The organism is Streptomyces sp. AK08-02 (genome assembly GCF_033795085.1).
Lineage (GTDB): Bacteria > Actinomycetota > Actinomycetes > Streptomycetales > Streptomycetaceae > Streptomyces > Streptomyces echiniscabiei.
Map to the genome: position 1 here is coordinate 522,827 of NZ_JARAZV010000004.1, position 15,097 is coordinate 537,923.

Sequence of the window (15,097 nt, forward strand, 5' to 3'; positions counted from 1 at the left end):
GTTCGTGGTACTGGCGTTACTGGGCGAAGCCAAGCGCGGCCATGGATCTTGTGTCAATGGGATGCCCGTATCGGCTTTTCGCAAGTCTAGATGCCGCTCCGGAGAGGGTTCGTCTCCGTGGTGCTTATTTCATTGACAGGGGAAAATAAGCTAGGTTCCCGCCCATGCACCCGGCCATGCCCTCGACCTTCCGTGCCGAGGCGTTTCCGGCCCGTACGCCGGCCGACTCGTTGATCTTCACCACGGTCCTGTCCCACGGCCCCCTCACCCGAGCCGACGTGGCCCGGCGCGCCGGGCTGTCCGCCGCCGCCGTCACCAAGGCGGTCCGCCCGCTCATCGAGGCCGGCTATCTGGTCGAGGACGATGACGTGGCGACCCGTCCCGGACTGGGGCGCCCCGCGAACCCCGTACGCGTCGACGGCGGCCGGGCACTGTTCATCGGCATCAAGATCACCGGCGACGAGATCTTCGGCGTGCTCACCGACCTGTGCTGCCGAATCCGGGTGGCCCGGAACCTGCCGCTCACCGCCCGGTCACCCAGGGCGGTGCTGGTCTCGGTCGCCGAGCTGGTCCGGGAGCTGCTCACCGAGGCGGACGGTTTCGGGGTGCCGGTGCTCGGCTGCGGTATCGCCGTCTCCGGGGAGGTCGACCGCGCCGAGGGCGTCGTGCGCTACTCGCCGTTCCTTCAGTGGCGTGACATGCGGCTCGCCGAGCCGGCCGCCATGACCACCGGGCTGCCCGTGACGGTCGACAACGACGTGCGCGCGCTCACCGTCGCCGAGCAGTGGTTCGGTGCCGGGGTGGGGCTGTCCGACTTCGCCGTGGTGACCGTCGGCGCGGGCATCGGCTGCGGGCTCGTGGTCCACGGGCGCGTGGTCGAGGGGACACACGGCGTGGCCGGTGAGATCGGGCACCTCGTCGTCGATCCGGCGGGCCCGCCCTGTCGCTGCGGCAAGAGGGGCTGTCTGCAGGCGTTCGCCGGCGACGCGGAGATCGTCGCCCGGGTGCGCGAGGTCACGGGCTCCGGGGTCGTTGACAGCGCGGAGGCCGTCGCCCTGGCCCACGCGGGCCATCCCGGAGCGCGGGCGGTGTACGCGCGGGCGGGTGAGGCGATCGGCCGGGGCATCGCCACCGTCGCCAATCTGCTCGGCCCCGAGCGCGTGATCATCTCCGGCGAGGGGCTGGCCGCGTACGACCTGTTCGCCGACCAGATCCGCGACGGGTTCACCGCCACCGCCTTCGGTTCCGCCGCCCGCTGCGAGCTGCTGACCCGGCCGCTGCCCTTCGAGGAGTGGGCGCGAGGGGCGGCGGCGACGGCGATCCGGTCCTTCGTCAGGGCGGAACAGGCGGAACAGTAGGAGCAGGTGAGGGTCGGGTTGACGTGGTGGCTCCCCGTGGCCGGTTCCTGGTCCGCGGTTCGGGTGGGAGCGTCAGTGCATCGTCGAAACCGAGGACGGGACGACCGGTCGGCGGGGGCTGGTTGGCGTCGTCAGCACGCCGGGGTGATCCTGATCCCGGCCACCGTGCCGTCGCCCCGCAGAGTCAGCGCCGCCGGGCCTTCGTGACGCACACAGTCGAGGCGACCGAGGGTGGTCTCCCGGCCGTCCGGTCCGCAGACGGCGATGCCCTCGGTGACGCCCATGACGAGAAGCGTCTCGCCCGTGGCGCACGCCATCTCTGCCCCCTGCGCGGCGGTGACGATGATGATCCGCACCTGTGCCGTCGCCCGGCCCCTGCGGGTCATCACGTTGATGTTGCGGACCGCGCCCGCCTCCAACCGGCAGTCCGTCGCCGCGTCGCCGGGGAAGGCGAAGGGACTCAACGGCCCGACCGGATGGGGTGTCCCGTCCACCGTGAGGAGCATGCCCTCACCTTCGACGAGGGTGATCAGGCGGTCGATCCCGGGAAAGGCGGAGAAGGGGCCTCCCGCGTCGACGTCCGCGACGCTCACCCGCCAGTCGAAGCCGTCGGTGGTCTCCGGCGGGGCCATGGGCGCCCGCACGGCGCCCCACGCGACCTCTCGGGTCGTACCACCGCCGTTCTTCCACGGCATGCTGCGGTATTCGCTCCAGCGCAGAGCATCTCCGCCCATCCGGCACCACCTCCCTGCTCCGTCATCCGGTCGGCCGCGTCACCGGCGAACCCGGGCCGTCGGCCTCTCGGCCGGCGGACGGCCGGAGCGCCCAGGGGCGTGATCATCGAGTCCGGGGCCGCCTCACCGGACGGTCGCCCCGGGACTCGGCTCGATTCCGGGCGCCAGGCTACATGGAGCCAGGACCGGTCCTCCGACACGCACAGCCCGTGCCCCGGGGCGGAGGTGCCCGGGGTGCGGGCTTGCGCTGTCGGCCGGGGTGCTGGTCAGCCGAGCGGGCTGGTGGTGTCGCGCAGGGTGGCCAGGGCGGGGGCGTACATGCGGGACTTGATGGTGCCGAGCGTGTCGCCGGCCTTGGCCAGCTGTGCCTGGGCGATCTCGATGGCGGTGGAACGCACGGCGTCCTCGGTGACCGCCTGGTCGACGATGCCGACGGCCGCGGCGTCGGAGCCGCCGTAGCGGCGGGCGGTGACCATGGCCTCGTGGGCGGTCTGCGGCGCCAGCCGGGACTGGATGAGGGCGGCCATGCCGGGGGTGAAGGGGATGTCGATGTCCGCTTCGGGAAGGCACCAGTAGCCCCGGTCGGCGCGCATCACGCGGAAGTCGTGGGCGAGGGAGAACATCGCGCCGGCGGCGAAGGTGTGTCCCTGCAGCGCGGCCACTGTGATGACCGGCAGCGACAGCATCCGCGCGAACAGCTCATGGACCGAGACGACGTAGTCGTGGTACTGGTCGCCGTGGGCGAACAGCCAGTCCAGGTCGAGCCCGTTGGAGTAGAACTTGCCGGTGGCGGTGGTGACCAGGGCGCGTGGGCCTTCGGCCTTCTCCACCTCGTCGAGCGCGGCACTGACAGCGGTGAGCCAGTCGGGGTGGAAACGGTTCTCTCCGTCTCCGAGGCCGAGGACGAAGACGTTGTCGTGGCGGTCGAGTGAGGGCATGACGATTCCTTCGGGCTGAGTTGACCGGGTGAAGTGGTTAGGGGCTATGGCCGGGGCCCTGATTCGGCGGCCCTGGGGCGGTCGCGCAGGGTGTGGAGGAGCAGGTCGTGGATCTCGGTGGCGGCTGCCTCGATCGGGGTGGTGTTCTGCTCGGCCCGGAACCTGATCACCACGCCTTCGACCGCGGCGATGACGAAGGCGCCCAGACGGCGGCTGCGTTCCTCCGCGAGGCCGTGCCGTACGAACAGGGTCGCGAGGGCCTCCTGCCGGCGGCGTAGCCAGCGGCTGCCGAGAGGGTGAGCGGGGGTGCGTCGCCGTTGGTCTCGACGGCCACCGCCACGATCGGGCAGGCGGCCCGGAAGCCGCTCTCCGCGAGCCGGTCGCGCCACAGCCAACAGAGCAGCAGCACTGAGGACCGTCCGATTACGGCTGTCACTCCTGCGAGGGCTCATCCGCCCACCACCCTTCTGGCGCGGGTTGGCCCGCCGGACGAGCTACCCTTCAGTAACTTATGGGGTGTGGCACAGAACATGCAACAGGCCCCCGGGCGGGTCAGGACCTCGCGTCAGCGTGGATCCGGCGCGGGATCCGCCGTGGACGCGGTCGCCGGCGTCGAGGCCGGTGGGATCAGCCCCTCCCGGTAGGCGACCGCCACCGCCTCTCCGCGGCTCGCGGCGCCCAGCTTGGCCAGGATGTTGGAGACATGGACGCTCGCCGTCTTGCCGCTGATGAACAGTTCCTCACCGATCTGACGGTTGCTGCGGCCGAGGGCGAGCAACCGCAGGACGTCCTGTTCACGGGCGGTGAGCGGGGCCGGCGACGAGGCGGCGCCGGCGTCCTCGGCGGGGGAGGGGTCCGTGAGCCGGCCGCGGCGGATCAGGGCGTCCACGTCCCGGAGCAGGGGTGCGGCGCCCAGGCGCAGCGCCGTCTCCCGTGCCGCGCGAGCCTGCGCCGCCGCCTCCTCACGGCGGCCGTCCGCCAGCAGGGCCTCGGCGAACCGCCTTCTGCGGCGCGCCTGTTCATAGACATCGCCGAAGCCGAACGCCGTGACCGCCCGCTCCCACGCCTGGGCTTCGGGAGCGGCCGTCGCCCGGGCCCACTCCGCCTCGGCACGAGCAAGCCAGGCGTGTCCCTCCGGGCCCTGCGGGGAACCGTCGCGGCCGATCGCGCCCCGGGACCGGGCCAGCTCCAGCAGTTCGGCCGCCGTGTCCGTCCAGCGCGCGCTCCCCGCCTCGTCGCCGGTCCGGCGGAGCCGCACGGCGGTGTCGGCGACGGCGGCCAGTGCGAGGGCGACGAGCCGGACCGCGACCTCCGGACGTGCCCCGGCGTCGTCGGTGAGCGCCTTCACCGTGGTGTGCACACGCTCCACGGCCGCCTCGGGGTCACCCGCCAGGGCGGCGGCGTCCGTGAGCACCACGCTCGCGACCAGCGTGGCCATCCAGTCGAACGGGCCGTCGAGGAGAGCCCGGGCGCGGTCCACGGCGCCCAGGTCACCGCGTGCCAGCGCGACGTACAGCGAGGGGCCGGCCACGTAACCGGCGGCCGCCGGCAGCACCTCGGTGTCGGCCGCCGCCGCGCGGGCGCACTCGTCCCACCGGCCCAGGGTGTACAGCACCAGGGAGTGCAGATAGCGCATCTCCAGGGGGTACGGCGACGACAGGAGGCCGGCGCGGCGGGCGCGGTCCAGGCCCTCCGAGAGCCACGGCAGGCACTCCTCCAGCAGTCCGGACTCGAAGGAGCCGATCGCCAGATTGAACAGCGCCCGCATCTCCACCGGTGTACAGCCCGCCCGCCGGGCCAGTTCCCGGGCTTCCTGGAACCGCTCGCGGGCCTCGGGCGTGCGCCGACCCCCCGCTTCGAGACCGGCCACGGAGATCATGAGGTCGGCCTGCGCGTCGAGTGCCCTCAGCTCCTCGGCCACGGAGAGCGCCTGTCGCGCCACCCGCAGGGCTGTCTCGTTGTCGCCCATCTGCCGTGCCGCCATGACATGTGTGGCCGCCGCCCACACCCACGTCCGTGACGGAGGCTCGGCCGGGATCAGGGCGAGTGCCTCACTGCTGTATGTGAATTCCCTGATGATTGGGCGAGTTCAAGCATCAGGGGAGGTGTCTGTTGAGGGCGTGGTACATGGTCAGGGTCCCGGACTCGGGGCGGTGGGGGACGATGCCCCCGGAGGGGGTTCTCGGCGTCGGGGACTTGCCGGAGGCGGTCGCCCGAATCGGGCTTCGTCCGGGGGATCCGGTCTTCGTGGGTCCGGACGGCATGATCGATGCGGGCTTGTTGGACTTCGTTCGCTCCAAGGAGTTCCGAAATCTGGAGCCGGAATCAAAGCGCAACTACGCCACCGACATCCGTCTGTTGCTCGAGTTTCTGTCCTCCCGCGGAGTGCCGTGGTGCCAGGCGAGTGAACGGGACCTGGCCGATTACCGAGACTGGCGTTGCTCGGCGCCGGCAAATCCGGGGCGAATCGGCGGTACGAAGTGGAACCGGGAGGGCGCCGCGTTCACCAAGCTGTTCCGCTGGGCGAAGGTCTCTCCGCTGCCGGTCGACCTCTCCCGCCGGGAGGACCGGGCCCCGGACTCGGTCAGCGCACGGGTGTCGTGGCTGACGCCGCGGACCTGGGCCCTGTGGTCGGACATCGGACTGCGCGGTCACGCGGCTGGCGGGGGCGCTGCACCGGGTTGGGATGCGCGGACGGAGCTGCGGAACACCAGTTTCGTGCAACTGCTCCTTAGTTCCGGACTTCGCCGGCAGGAGGGCGGGTCGCTGCTGACGTTCGAGGTTCCGACCCAGCGGCTTCGCTCCGGCCGGTACTGCCACGGCCGTGTCGCGGGCGCCGTCACCAGGTCGAAGTGCGGGCGAGTCTTCTACGCCTCGGTCGATGCGGTCGGTCAGGTCGAAGCGTATGTGGCGTCCGAGCGGGCCTGGGCAGTAAGGCGCGCTCAGGCCGCGGGCCGCTACGAGCGGCTGCCTGAGATTCGGCTGCTCACGAAAGTGACCCGTGGCCCGAAGCCGAAGGTCGAGTGGGTAGACCGGGACGGCGTCGCTGGGGGCCGCGAGCTTGGTCTGTTGGGCTGGCGGGAGCGTCAGTGGCTCTTCCTGGATGGGCCGGAAGGGCCCGAGCCGGCCTGGTTGTGGCTGACCGAGCAAGGGCTGCCGATGCTCCCGGGCCGGTGGAACGGCGTGTTCAGGAGCGCGAATCTGCGTTGCGACGAGGTGCTGCTCGCGCCGGTGGAGCGGGTGGTCAAGCGGGAGCTGCGGCTGGCAGAGGTCCGCGGGAAGAGTCCCTACGCGACCCCTCACGCCGCGCGGCACTCATTCGCGCTCTACATGCTCATCGTGCTGAACCAGCTCATGGAGACACGCTACGGGCTCACCGCGGCCGACCGGCGGGACTTCGCGCTGCTGTTCGGTGACCCCTGGTGGTTGGTGAAGACCCTCCTCGGGCACGCGGACGTGGAGGTGACCAAGCGCCACTACCTCGCGCCCGTCGCGCACCTGCAGCTGGAGTCCATCCTCGCCACTGCTGAGATCACCGACGGCCAGGGCGCGGTGGGAGGCGAGGGCATCGACGACGTGTTCACCCGGCTGGCTCGGGAGACGGCCGGCATCCAGGACGTCGACACGCTGCTCGGGGTGAGTGGATGAGCGGGCGGGGACGGAGGGCCGTGTTGCCGCCGGCCGGCTATCGCACCGGACCGCCGCGTCCCCGGGACGGACTGGTAGTGACGGTAGGCAACAAGGCCGGCGAGAAGAAGGAGTTCGACTTCGCGAAGCTGCCCGCCCCAGAGCGTATGCGGCACTCGCTGGCCGCGCTCTTTGCTGCCCAGTCCCGTCGGTGGACGAGCCACTCCTCCGCCGACCACTACTGGAACCAACTGCTGGTCTTCGTGCGCTTCCTTTCCCGCCTGGACAACCCGCCTGAGGATCTCGACGGCCTGACCGCCGCCGCCCTGAAACGCTGGCGCGAGCGGAACATCAAGACCAACACGGGCAGGATCACGCTGGCCACCATTCGGGTCCTGCTGCGCGCGGACCCGAGGCTGCGCACCGGCCAAGTGGCCGAAGAGCTCGCCCGCCGGGTGCCACAGGGAACGCCGAGCAAGCAGTCGTACGAGGATGCGGAACGCGAGCAAGTGCTACTCACCGCGCAGCGCCAGTTCCGCGCCGCTTGGATGCGCATCCGGGACAACACCATCGTGCTGGAGCGCTGGCGGCTCGGGCAACTGCCCGAAGGCAGCCGTGAAGCGCAGCTCGGCCAGATCCTCGACGTGATGGCGTGCACCGGAGACGTGCCCCGCGCACGGCGGAGCGATGGCCTGACCAACCTGAGGCACCGTGGTCTCCTCGGCGGGGGCAGCGTCGAACGAACGTGGGGCCGGCTGTTCTTGACCCGGCACGAGCTGACTGCCCTGGCCGTGCTGCTGACCGACCGCTTTGCCTGGAATCTGTCCGTCTACGACCGCATGCCCGCGCCCACCCGGGCGCCGTCGGTTGGTGAGAGGACGACGGTGACATACCTGGTGCAGGTGGAGAAGCGGCGACCCGGGGCGGGCCGGTGGTTCAGCACGGAGAACATCACCGACTCGGGAGCCGCCTCCCCGGGACGTCTGATCACACAGGCCCTGGACGCCACCGCACACGGCCGCGCGCTCGCCGCGAAGCTGGCCCCCGGCACCGACCTGCTGATGACCGCACGCCTGCAACAAGTCGGGCGCGAGCGCCGCGATCTGGATCGCCCACCGCGCATCGGCCCGCTGGTCTTCGGTGTCTCCCGTGTCGACGCCACCAGCTGGGCTCGAAGCCACGGGCTGAGCGGATCGCCGTTCCAACGCACCAGGCGCACGACGGTCACCCGCGAGGGCAGACCCATGCAGCACACCCAGGGCACCCACGAGAGCGTCTACGTGCTGCCCGACCAGCGAGTCCAGCGAGCATCCCAAGCAGTCTTCGAAGCCGGCGCCCACGAAGCACTCCAGCAAGCGCAGGCAACCGTCTTCGGCGGACACCTCGCACGTGAGCCGAACCCCGCGCATCACGAGACCGCGACGGCCGATTGCGAGGACGACACCACCAGCCCCTGGCCCGCCCCGGACGGGGGCTGCGCAGCGGACTTCCTACTCTGCCTGGCCTGCGGCAACGCCCATGTCCACCCCGGTCACCATCCCCGCCTCGCCCATCTGCATCAGCAACTGATGAGCCTTCGCTCGGTGCTCCCCGATCACACCTGGACGGCGCGCTGGCACGACCACCTGCTACGCCTGAACGACATGCGCGACAGAGTGGGCCCAGCCGCCTGGAATGCCGCGCTGGGCCGGGTCAGCGACCGGGACCGCACGGTCGTCGCGCTCCTACTGAAGGGAGAGCTGGCCTCGTGACCTCCGCCCTCGTCGATGAAGTCGACCCGTACGTGCTGCCCATGCCGACGCCGGATTCCCCCGTCGTGATGGACCGGTGGATCAGCGCCGGCAACCGGCACCCCAACGGCCGCTACGCTGATGCGGTCTGGCCCTTGGCGCCACTCATCGACAATCCGGGCGCCACACTCTCCAAAATCCATTGGAGCAGGTGCCCGATCGGGCTGCGCGGCCAGTTGAAGCTGCCAGCCTGGATCATGATCAACGGCGAGCTGCGACCCACCGTTGTCCAGACCCGCGGACACCGCGCACGGACCCGCGGCTCCGCCGACGACATCCTGGAGACATGCCGTGAGTGGATCCGCCTTGCCCACTGGGCGCACGAGCGCGGCATGTCCGACCTCGGAGCTTTTACCGACGAGTGGTGGAGCGCATACACCACGGAGCGCTGGCAGAGCGGCATCACACGCGCTTACTCCAAGAAGGTCCTCGCCCGGCTGACCGACCTATGGGCCTACGACCAACTCGCTGCCCACCCCTCGGGGATCCCCCGACCTCCCTGGGACACCGAGGGCGTCGACGACTACCTGCCCTCCGCCACCGGTGAAGGCGGCCGTGAGAACACCACCGAACCCTTGGACCCGCAGGTCATCGGCCCACTGCTGGTCTGGGCCGGCCGCATGGTCGACGACCTCGCCGAGGACATCCTGGCCGCCTGGACCGAACGGCGCCGGCTGCTCAGCATCGCTTCCGCCAGCACCGCCACCCCCGCGGGACGCGCCCGAATTGAGGAGACCCTGCTGCCCCTCATCACCTCCGGAGCCCCGATACCCAGCACAGGATGCGACGGTGGCCACACCCTGGCCCGCGCTTTCATCGCCGCAACCACCGGTGCCAGCCTCGGCCAGGTCGATCGCTTCAAGAAGCAGCACGGGTTGACCAACCTGGCCGCGTACCGGCCCGGCCCATGCCCACTGGACGTTCCGGTTACCGGCCAGGTCGCCGGACGCCCCTGGCGCCAGAGCCTCGACTTCAATGAGGCCGCCGACCTGATGAAGCACCTCGGCACGGCCGCCATGATCATCATCCTCTATCTGACCGGCATGCGGCCGCAGGAAGCGCAAGGCTTGCGCTCCGGGTGTTGCCCTGACCCGGCGCCCCGACCCGACGGCACCCCTGGACGCCACCTCATCCGCAGCCATCACTACAAGGAGGTCACCAACGACAACGGCCACCACATCTCCGCCGGCGTCGAGCGGGAGGTCCCCTGGGTCGCCATCGCCCCTGTCGTCCGCTCGATTCGCATCCTTGAGCGCATCGTCCCCGAAGGGGAGCTCCTTTTCAGCGCCGCCCATCACGACTTCCAGGGGGTCAAAGCCCACCAGGGGGCGCTGAAGAACGGGACTCTGAACCGCCGCATCGGCAGCTTCGTCGCCTGGGCCAACCGCGAAGCCGTCGCCCAGGGCCTTCCGGAACAGGCCATCCCCCAGGACCCGCACGGTGAGCTCGGCATGGCCCGGTTCAGACGTACGCTGGCCTGGCACATCGCCCGCCGCCCGGGCGGGCTGATCGCCCTCGCCATCCAGTACGGCCACATGCGCACCGTCCTGGATGCACGCACATCCACCGGCTACGGAGCCCTCGGCCGCCGGGGCATCCACGGGGTGCTCGATGTCGAGACAGCCCTTGCCGCGGCCGACACCGCCGCGCGTCTTCGTGACCGCATGGCCGCCGGTGAGAAGATCTCGGGACCGGCGGCCCGTCGCGCTGTCACCGGCGCGACCCAAGCCCCGCACTTCGAGGGCCGCATCGTCCCCTCCACGTTCGCGAGGAAGGCGGCCGCCTATCTCGCCCGGGACGGCATTGTCCTGTTCGACAACTCCGACGCCCTCCTGATCTGCGCATTCAAGCGCGAGACGGCATTGTGTGAACCGGCAGCGAACGCGACCTCGCCGAATGTGGTCGACTGCCGGGCGGGCTGCGGAAACATGGCCCGCACCGACACTCATGCCAGTCAACTGCGTGATCGTGCCGACGAGATCGACCAGCTCGCCGCGCATGCACCCATGCACATCGGCAACCGGCTGCAGGCCCACGCCGCCCGACTCCGCCAGGCCGCCGTTACCCACGCCGCCGCTGCCGAGACCGCCGAGGTCCTGAGATGACCGAGCAACCCACCGACGAGCGCACGCGCATCCGCGAGGCGATGGACCGCCTCCTGGCCGGGCAGGCCACCGCTTCCAATGGGAGTCTCACCATCGCGGCCCTCGCCGTCGAGGCAGACGTCCACCGCATGGCGCTGATGAAGCGGCACGCGGATTTGAAGAACGAATTCTACGAACGGGTACGCACCGAAGCGCAGCAAGTCCCCGAGGCGGAGCGCCGACTGCGCGAGTCCGTGGTCAAGCTCAAAGAGACCGTCTCGAACCAGCGAAGGGAGATCAAGGAACTGCGAGAGCTAGTCACCCGTCTCACCCTCGCCGCCGCGGTCCTGACCGACCAGCAAAGCCAGTCGGCGCCCCGCTCGCAGGTCCCAGACAACGTCGTTGCCTTCCGTCCGTCGGAGCAATGAAGATCTGCCATCCTGATTTCCGCTGGTCAGCAGGGCTGGTGTGAGGTCTCCGCGGGGTTCTCGTGCTGGTCGGGCGAGAGATCGTTAGCACGTGATCGTCCGTCACGGGCGGCCTCTGGGATTCCCGGGGCCGGGGCAGCGGGCCGCTGCATAGCCTCCTGGTGGGAGGTGTGTATGACGGATGTGCTGACATGGACGGTCCAGCAACGGCTTGAGCTGGAAGGACGGGCTGAGCTGCTCCGCAAGGAACTGTCCGGGATCGAGTCGCAGTTGGCCCGGCTGGAAGCAGCCGAGGTGGTGTTCGGGCAGTGGGCCGAGGCAACCGATGGTGGACGTCGGTCGTCGGGCATTGTGGAGCCGGAGCCGGAGCCGGAGCCGGAGCCGGAGCCGGAGCCGGAGCCGGAGCCGGAGCCGGAGCCGGAGCCGGAGCCGGGTGCGGGCGGGATGCGTCTGGTGCCGGACCGGTCCGAGGGGATGGGGGTGGAGTCCCTGACCCCGGAGTATCGGCGGATCATGGAGATCGTGGCCGGGGCGGAGGGTCCGGTGATGGCCAAGGACGTCGCTGGGATGCTGGGTCGGGAGCTCACGCCGGGCAAGGTCGAGCCGGTCCGTGGCCAGCTGCGCAAACCCGCTGGCGCAAGGTCAGTTCCGGGACCCAGGCGGTCATCGTGCTCGCCGTGCTCCGTCACGACCAGCGTCTTGCCGACATGGCCGGCGGCAACGCGGTCTCCGCCTCCACCGTGCGCCGCTGGGTGATGGAAGTGATCCGCCTGCTGTTCGCCCGCGCCCCGCGCCTGGACCGCGCGCTGAAGAAGATCGCCCGTGCCGGCGGGGTCGTGGTCCTGCTGGGCGGCACCCTCATCCGCACCCGGCGCCGCACCGGGAAGGACAACCGGAAGAACTACAGCGGCAAACACAAGTCCCATGGCCTGCTGTTTCTCGCGCTGACCGACGAGCAAGGCAACGTGATCTGGATCCCGGCGGCGAAGCCGGGCCGGTCCAGCGAGATCACCACCGCCCGCCACAACAAGATCATCGGACACCTGCGCGAGGCCGGTCTCGGAGCCCTGGCCGATCTCGGACTCGTCGGCCTGGACGACGACCCCGACGACCACCCGGTGATCATCACCGGCCGCAAGGCCACCCGCAACCACCAGCTCACCGACGCGGAGAGAGAAGCGAACCGCCTGCTCAACCGCGAACGCGCCGCCGTCGAGCACGGCTTCGCCAACCTGAAATCGGTCATCGTTGCAATCCTCGAGACGGAGTTCGCTTGACAACAAACATGAGGGGCTGGCCCTTGGGCTCGTGCCCACCTTCGTGAGCCGCCGTGCGGATGGGCCGCTGCGATCAGGCGAGGGTGACTTCGACGGGTAGTTTCTTGATGCCGTTGACGAAGTTGGAGCGGACGCGCGGGACATCGCCGACGAGGCGGATGTCGGCGATCCTGGGGATCAGCTCCTCGAACATGATGCGGATCTCGGTGCGGGCGAGCAGGTTGCCCAGGCACAGGTGGGGGCTGCCCTTGCCGAAGGTGACGTGGTCGTTGTCGGCGCGGGTGACATCCAAGTCGTACGGGTTGCCGAAGGCCGCCTCGTCACGGTTGCCGGAGGCGTACCACATGACGACCTTGTCGCCCTCCTTGATCCGCTTGCCGCCGAGTTCGACGTCCTGGGTGGCGGTGCGGCGGAAGTGGTAGACGGGGGAGGCCCAGCGCAGGAACTCCTCGACCGCGCCCGGGATCAGGGACGGGTCGTCCTTGAGGCGGGCCAGCTGGTCGGGGTGCTGGAGGAGGGCCAGCATGGAGTGGGTGATGGTGTGGCGGGTGGTCTCGTTGCCGGCCACGACGAGGAGCAGGAAGTAGTTGTCGAAGTCCTGTGACGAGAGCGGCACACCGTCCTTCGGGATGGTGTTCACCAGCTTCGACACCAGGTCGGTGCCGTCGCCGCCGCGCCGCTGCCGGGCCAGCTCACGGCCGTACTCGAAGACCTCCAGCGAGGCGGGGGAGCGGAAGGGCAGGTGCCGGTACTGCTCGCTCTCCGCGCTGTCCAGCAGGACATCGGCGTAGTCGGGGTCGGTGTTGCCGATGATCCGGTTGCCCCAGTCGATGAGCTGCTGGTTGTCCTCCGGCGGTACGTCGAGGAGGCGGGCGAGGACGTTGATGGGGAAGTCGGCGGAGATCTCTTTGACGAAGTCGAAGGTCCCCTTGGCCAGCGCCGCGTCCAGCGTGGTGGCGGTCAGGCCACGCAGGAAGTCGGTGTAGCTGTTGATGACGCTCGCGCCGAACTGGCGCTGAAGCAGACTGCGCAGCGCGCGGTGGCGGACACCGTCCAGCTCCAGGATGGAGGCGCGGGTCTTGATCTGGTCCTCGTCGACTTCTTCGAGGTTGACAAACTTCGTGGAGGTGAAGGTCTCGGCGTCACGGTCGACGCGGGCGATGTCGGCGTGGCGGGTCACGGCCCAGAAGCCGGAGTTGGGGGCCTCCTCGGGCTGCCAGTGCACCGGGTCCTGGTGGCGCAGGGTGTGGAACATGCGCCATGGGGTGATGCCGTCGGTGAAGTTGTCCAGATCGGCGAGGTTGACGTCTGCCAGTGGCATCGGTTCGTTCACGGCGGCGGTCGGTGTCTCGGTCGTCATCGCATGGCTCCCAGTCGTCACAGGTGGTAGGCGTACTCGGTGAACTCCCAGTCGGTGACGTGCCGTTGGAAGCGTTCGATTTCGTTGCGCTTGTAGGAGAGGAACGAGGCGGTGAAGTCCTTGCCGAGGATGTCGGTCAGCTCCGTGTCCGCTTCCAGGGCGTCGAGCGCGGCCGGCAGGTTCATGGGCAGCATGGCTGCCTTGGCAGTGTCGTAGCCGTACCCCTCCAGCGGGGCGGGGGGTTCCTCGCCGGTCAGAACCCCGAGCAGTGCGGCGGCGACCGTGCCCGCGATCAGCAGATACGGGTTGGCGCTGGCGTCACCGAGGCGCAGTTCGAACCGGGCGCCGGAGCCGCGCTCGGGCGGAATGCGGATCATGGCGCTGCGGTTGTCCAGGCCCCAGTCGATCAGCCAGGGAGCGAGGGTGTCCGGGCCGAAACGCCGGTAGGAGTTCACGGTCGGGTTGGCCAGTGCGGCCAGGGCCGGGGCGTGGGCGAGGATGCCGGCGACGGCGTGGCGTGCGGTGGCGGACAGTCCGTACGGCCCGGCGGGATCGTCGAAGGAGTTACCGGCGCCTTCCTCGTCGGAGGAGCTGTCGCAGGACAGGTGGAGGTGGAAACCGGAGCCTCCGGCGTCGTTGAACGGCTTGGCCATGAAGGTGGCGAGTTTGCCCTCCTGCCGGGCCAGTTCCTTGATCGCGGACTTGAAGCGGAAGGCGCGGTCCGCGGCGGACAGGGCGTCGGAGTGGGTGAGGTTGATCTCGAACTGGCTGCCGTCGAACTCGTGGTTTCCGCTGGTCACGCCGATGTTCATGTCCCGCAGCAGACGCAGCGTGCGGAGCAGGTGATTGTCGCCGTCGGCGCGCAGACCGGCGGTGTAGACGACGCCGGTGGCACTCGAGTAACGCTTCCAGCCGCTCGGGGAGGCCGGGTCCTCGGCGCAGAGGAAGTACTCGAGCTCGGGGCCGACCACCGGACGCAGGCCGTGTTCGGCACATCGGTCGAGGACGGTGCGCAGCAGATCGCGGGGTGACTCGGGCGCGGGCAGGCCGGTGGCCGGGTCGGTGACGTCGGCGAGGCAGGAGGCGACGCCGGGTTCCCAGGGGAGGGGGACCAGGGTGTCCAGGTCCGGTCGCACGGTGATGTCGGGCAGGCCGGCGTCGAGACCGCCGGAGACGGGCACCACGTGGCCCTGGGGGCTGGTGTGGTACACGGCCCGGCAGAAGGCCAGGCCGTGGTCGCAGGCCGACGGCAGGTGGTCCAACAGCACGTCGCGCGCTCGGTCGGTGCCGATCAGGTCGGGATAGGTCACGCGCACCACGTCGATGCCGTCGGCGGCGAGTCGCTGCATGTGCTGACGGAGGCTGGGGGTTGGGTCTGCGCTCACCGATGTCTCCTCGGGCGCTAGGCGGTGTCTTCAAAAGATCTTGAGTAGTGGATCATGGTGGGGTGATACGTCGCCATGAACTGTCCGATGCCGAGTGGGAGTTCGTCGGGCCACTG

Annotated in this window: 11 protein-coding genes and 2 pseudogenes; 7 read left to right on the forward strand and 6 right to left on the reverse strand. The window is 70.0% G+C overall.

Annotation, left to right across the window (positions count from 1 at the left end; genetic code table 11):
* Positions 1-176 precede the first annotated feature (176 nt).
* The gene (locus tag PV734_RS10895) at positions 177-1,358 is read left to right on the forward strand and encodes an ROK family transcriptional regulator (protein WP_319289348.1); all 1,182 of its coding nucleotides are present in this window, start codon (positions 177-179) and stop codon (positions 1,356-1,358) included.
* A 131-nt stretch (positions 1,359-1,489) separates the two neighbouring features.
* On the opposite strand, the gene PV734_RS10900 is transcribed toward PV734_RS10895, so the two are convergent.
* The 4 genes and pseudogenes from PV734_RS10900 to PV734_RS10915 all read right to left on the reverse strand — a co-directional run.
* Positions 1,490-2,092, reverse strand: a complete 603-nt coding sequence (locus tag PV734_RS10900) for a HutD family protein (RefSeq protein WP_319289349.1) — start codon at positions 2,090-2,092, stop codon at positions 1,490-1,492.
* Positions 2,093-2,358: 266 nt separating this feature from the next.
* Positions 2,359-3,030, reverse strand: coding sequence for an enoyl-CoA hydratase-related protein (locus tag PV734_RS10905; RefSeq protein ID WP_319094495.1), 672 nt, complete (start codon positions 3,028-3,030; stop codon positions 2,359-2,361).
* 44 nt (positions 3,031-3,074) lie between these two features.
* Positions 3,075-3,466, reverse strand: a pseudogene (locus PV734_RS10910) (TetR family transcriptional regulator C-terminal domain-containing protein).
* Positions 3,467-3,595: 129 nt separating this feature from the next.
* Positions 3,596-5,098, reverse strand: a pseudogene (locus PV734_RS10915) (LuxR C-terminal-related transcriptional regulator); the annotation flags it as partial.
* Positions 5,099-5,157: 59 nt separating this feature from the next.
* On the opposite strand from PV734_RS10915, the gene PV734_RS10920 reads away from it, so the two are divergent.
* The 6 genes from PV734_RS10920 (at position 5,158) to PV734_RS10945 (ending at position 12,236) form a co-directional block, all read left to right on the forward strand.
* Entirely contained in the window at positions 5,158-6,678 is a 1,521-nt protein-coding gene (locus PV734_RS10920; protein ID WP_319289351.1) for an integrase, read from the forward strand.
* 20 nt (positions 6,679-6,698) lie between these two features.
* Positions 6,699-8,408, forward strand: a complete 1,710-nt coding sequence (locus PV734_RS10925; RefSeq protein WP_319289352.1) for a hypothetical protein — start codon at positions 6,699-6,701, stop codon at positions 8,406-8,408.
* The gene (locus PV734_RS10930; RefSeq protein ID WP_319289353.1) at positions 8,405-10,552 is read left to right on the forward strand and encodes an integrase; all 2,148 of its coding nucleotides are present in this window, start codon (positions 8,405-8,407) and stop codon (positions 10,550-10,552) included. The genes PV734_RS10925 and PV734_RS10930 overlap by 4 nt, the downstream gene beginning before the upstream one ends.
* Positions 10,549-10,959, forward strand: a complete 411-nt coding sequence (locus PV734_RS10935; protein ID WP_069757853.1) for a hypothetical protein — start codon at positions 10,549-10,551, stop codon at positions 10,957-10,959. Before PV734_RS10930 ends, PV734_RS10935 begins: the two co-directional genes overlap by 4 nt.
* A gap of 174 nt (positions 10,960-11,133) precedes the next feature.
* Positions 11,134-11,715 carry a hypothetical protein gene (locus PV734_RS10940; protein WP_319289354.1) on the forward strand — a complete coding sequence of 194 codons (582 nt, stop codon included), beginning with the start codon at positions 11,134-11,136 and terminating at the stop codon, positions 11,713-11,715.
* Positions 11,637-12,236 carry a transposase family protein gene (locus PV734_RS10945; protein WP_319289355.1) on the forward strand — a complete coding sequence of 200 codons (600 nt, stop codon included), beginning with the start codon at positions 11,637-11,639 and terminating at the stop codon, positions 12,234-12,236. Before PV734_RS10940 ends, PV734_RS10945 begins: the two co-directional genes overlap by 79 nt.
* 73 nt (positions 12,237-12,309) lie before the next feature.
* Here the strand turns inward: PV734_RS10945 and PV734_RS10950 are convergent, their stop codons facing one another.
* Together PV734_RS10950 and PV734_RS10955 are read right to left on the reverse strand one after the other, a co-directional pair.
* Positions 12,310-13,596 carry a cytochrome P450 gene (locus tag PV734_RS10950; RefSeq protein WP_319289356.1) on the reverse strand — a complete coding sequence of 429 codons (1,287 nt, stop codon included), beginning with the start codon at positions 13,594-13,596 and terminating at the stop codon, positions 12,310-12,312.
* A gap of 17 nt (positions 13,597-13,613) precedes the next feature.
* Positions 13,614-14,945: a glutamine synthetase family protein gene (locus PV734_RS10955; RefSeq protein ID WP_370743250.1), complete on the reverse strand. Its 1,332-nt coding sequence runs from the start codon at positions 14,943-14,945 to the stop codon at positions 13,614-13,616.
* Positions 14,946-15,097: the final 152 nt, after the last annotated feature.

Excerpts from the sequence above, each read along its gene's own strand:
- PV734_RS10895 (WP_319289348.1), top strand. The coding sequence starts at position 177 with ATGCCCTCGACCTTCCGTGCCGAGGCGTTTCCGGCCCGTACGCCGGCC.
- PV734_RS10900 (WP_319289349.1), bottom strand. The coding sequence starts at position 2,092 with ATGGGCGGAGATGCTCTGCGCTGGAGCGAATACCGCAGCATGCCGTGG.
- PV734_RS10905 (WP_319094495.1), bottom strand. The coding sequence starts at position 3,030 with ATGCCCTCACTCGACCGCCACGACAACGTCTTCGTCCTCGGCCTCGGA.
- PV734_RS10920 (WP_319289351.1), top strand. The coding sequence starts at position 5,158 with ATGGTCAGGGTCCCGGACTCGGGGCGGTGGGGGACGATGCCCCCGGAG.
- PV734_RS10935 (WP_069757853.1), top strand. The coding sequence starts at position 10,549 with ATGACCGAGCAACCCACCGACGAGCGCACGCGCATCCGCGAGGCGATG.
- PV734_RS10940 (WP_319289354.1), top strand. The coding sequence starts at position 11,134 with ATGACGGATGTGCTGACATGGACGGTCCAGCAACGGCTTGAGCTGGAA.
- PV734_RS10950 (WP_319289356.1), bottom strand. The coding sequence starts at position 13,596 with ATGACGACCGAGACACCGACCGCCGCCGTGAACGAACCGATGCCACTG.
- PV734_RS10955 (WP_370743250.1), bottom strand. The coding sequence starts at position 14,945 with ATGCAGCGACTCGCCGCCGACGGCATCGACGTGGTGCGCGTGACCTAT.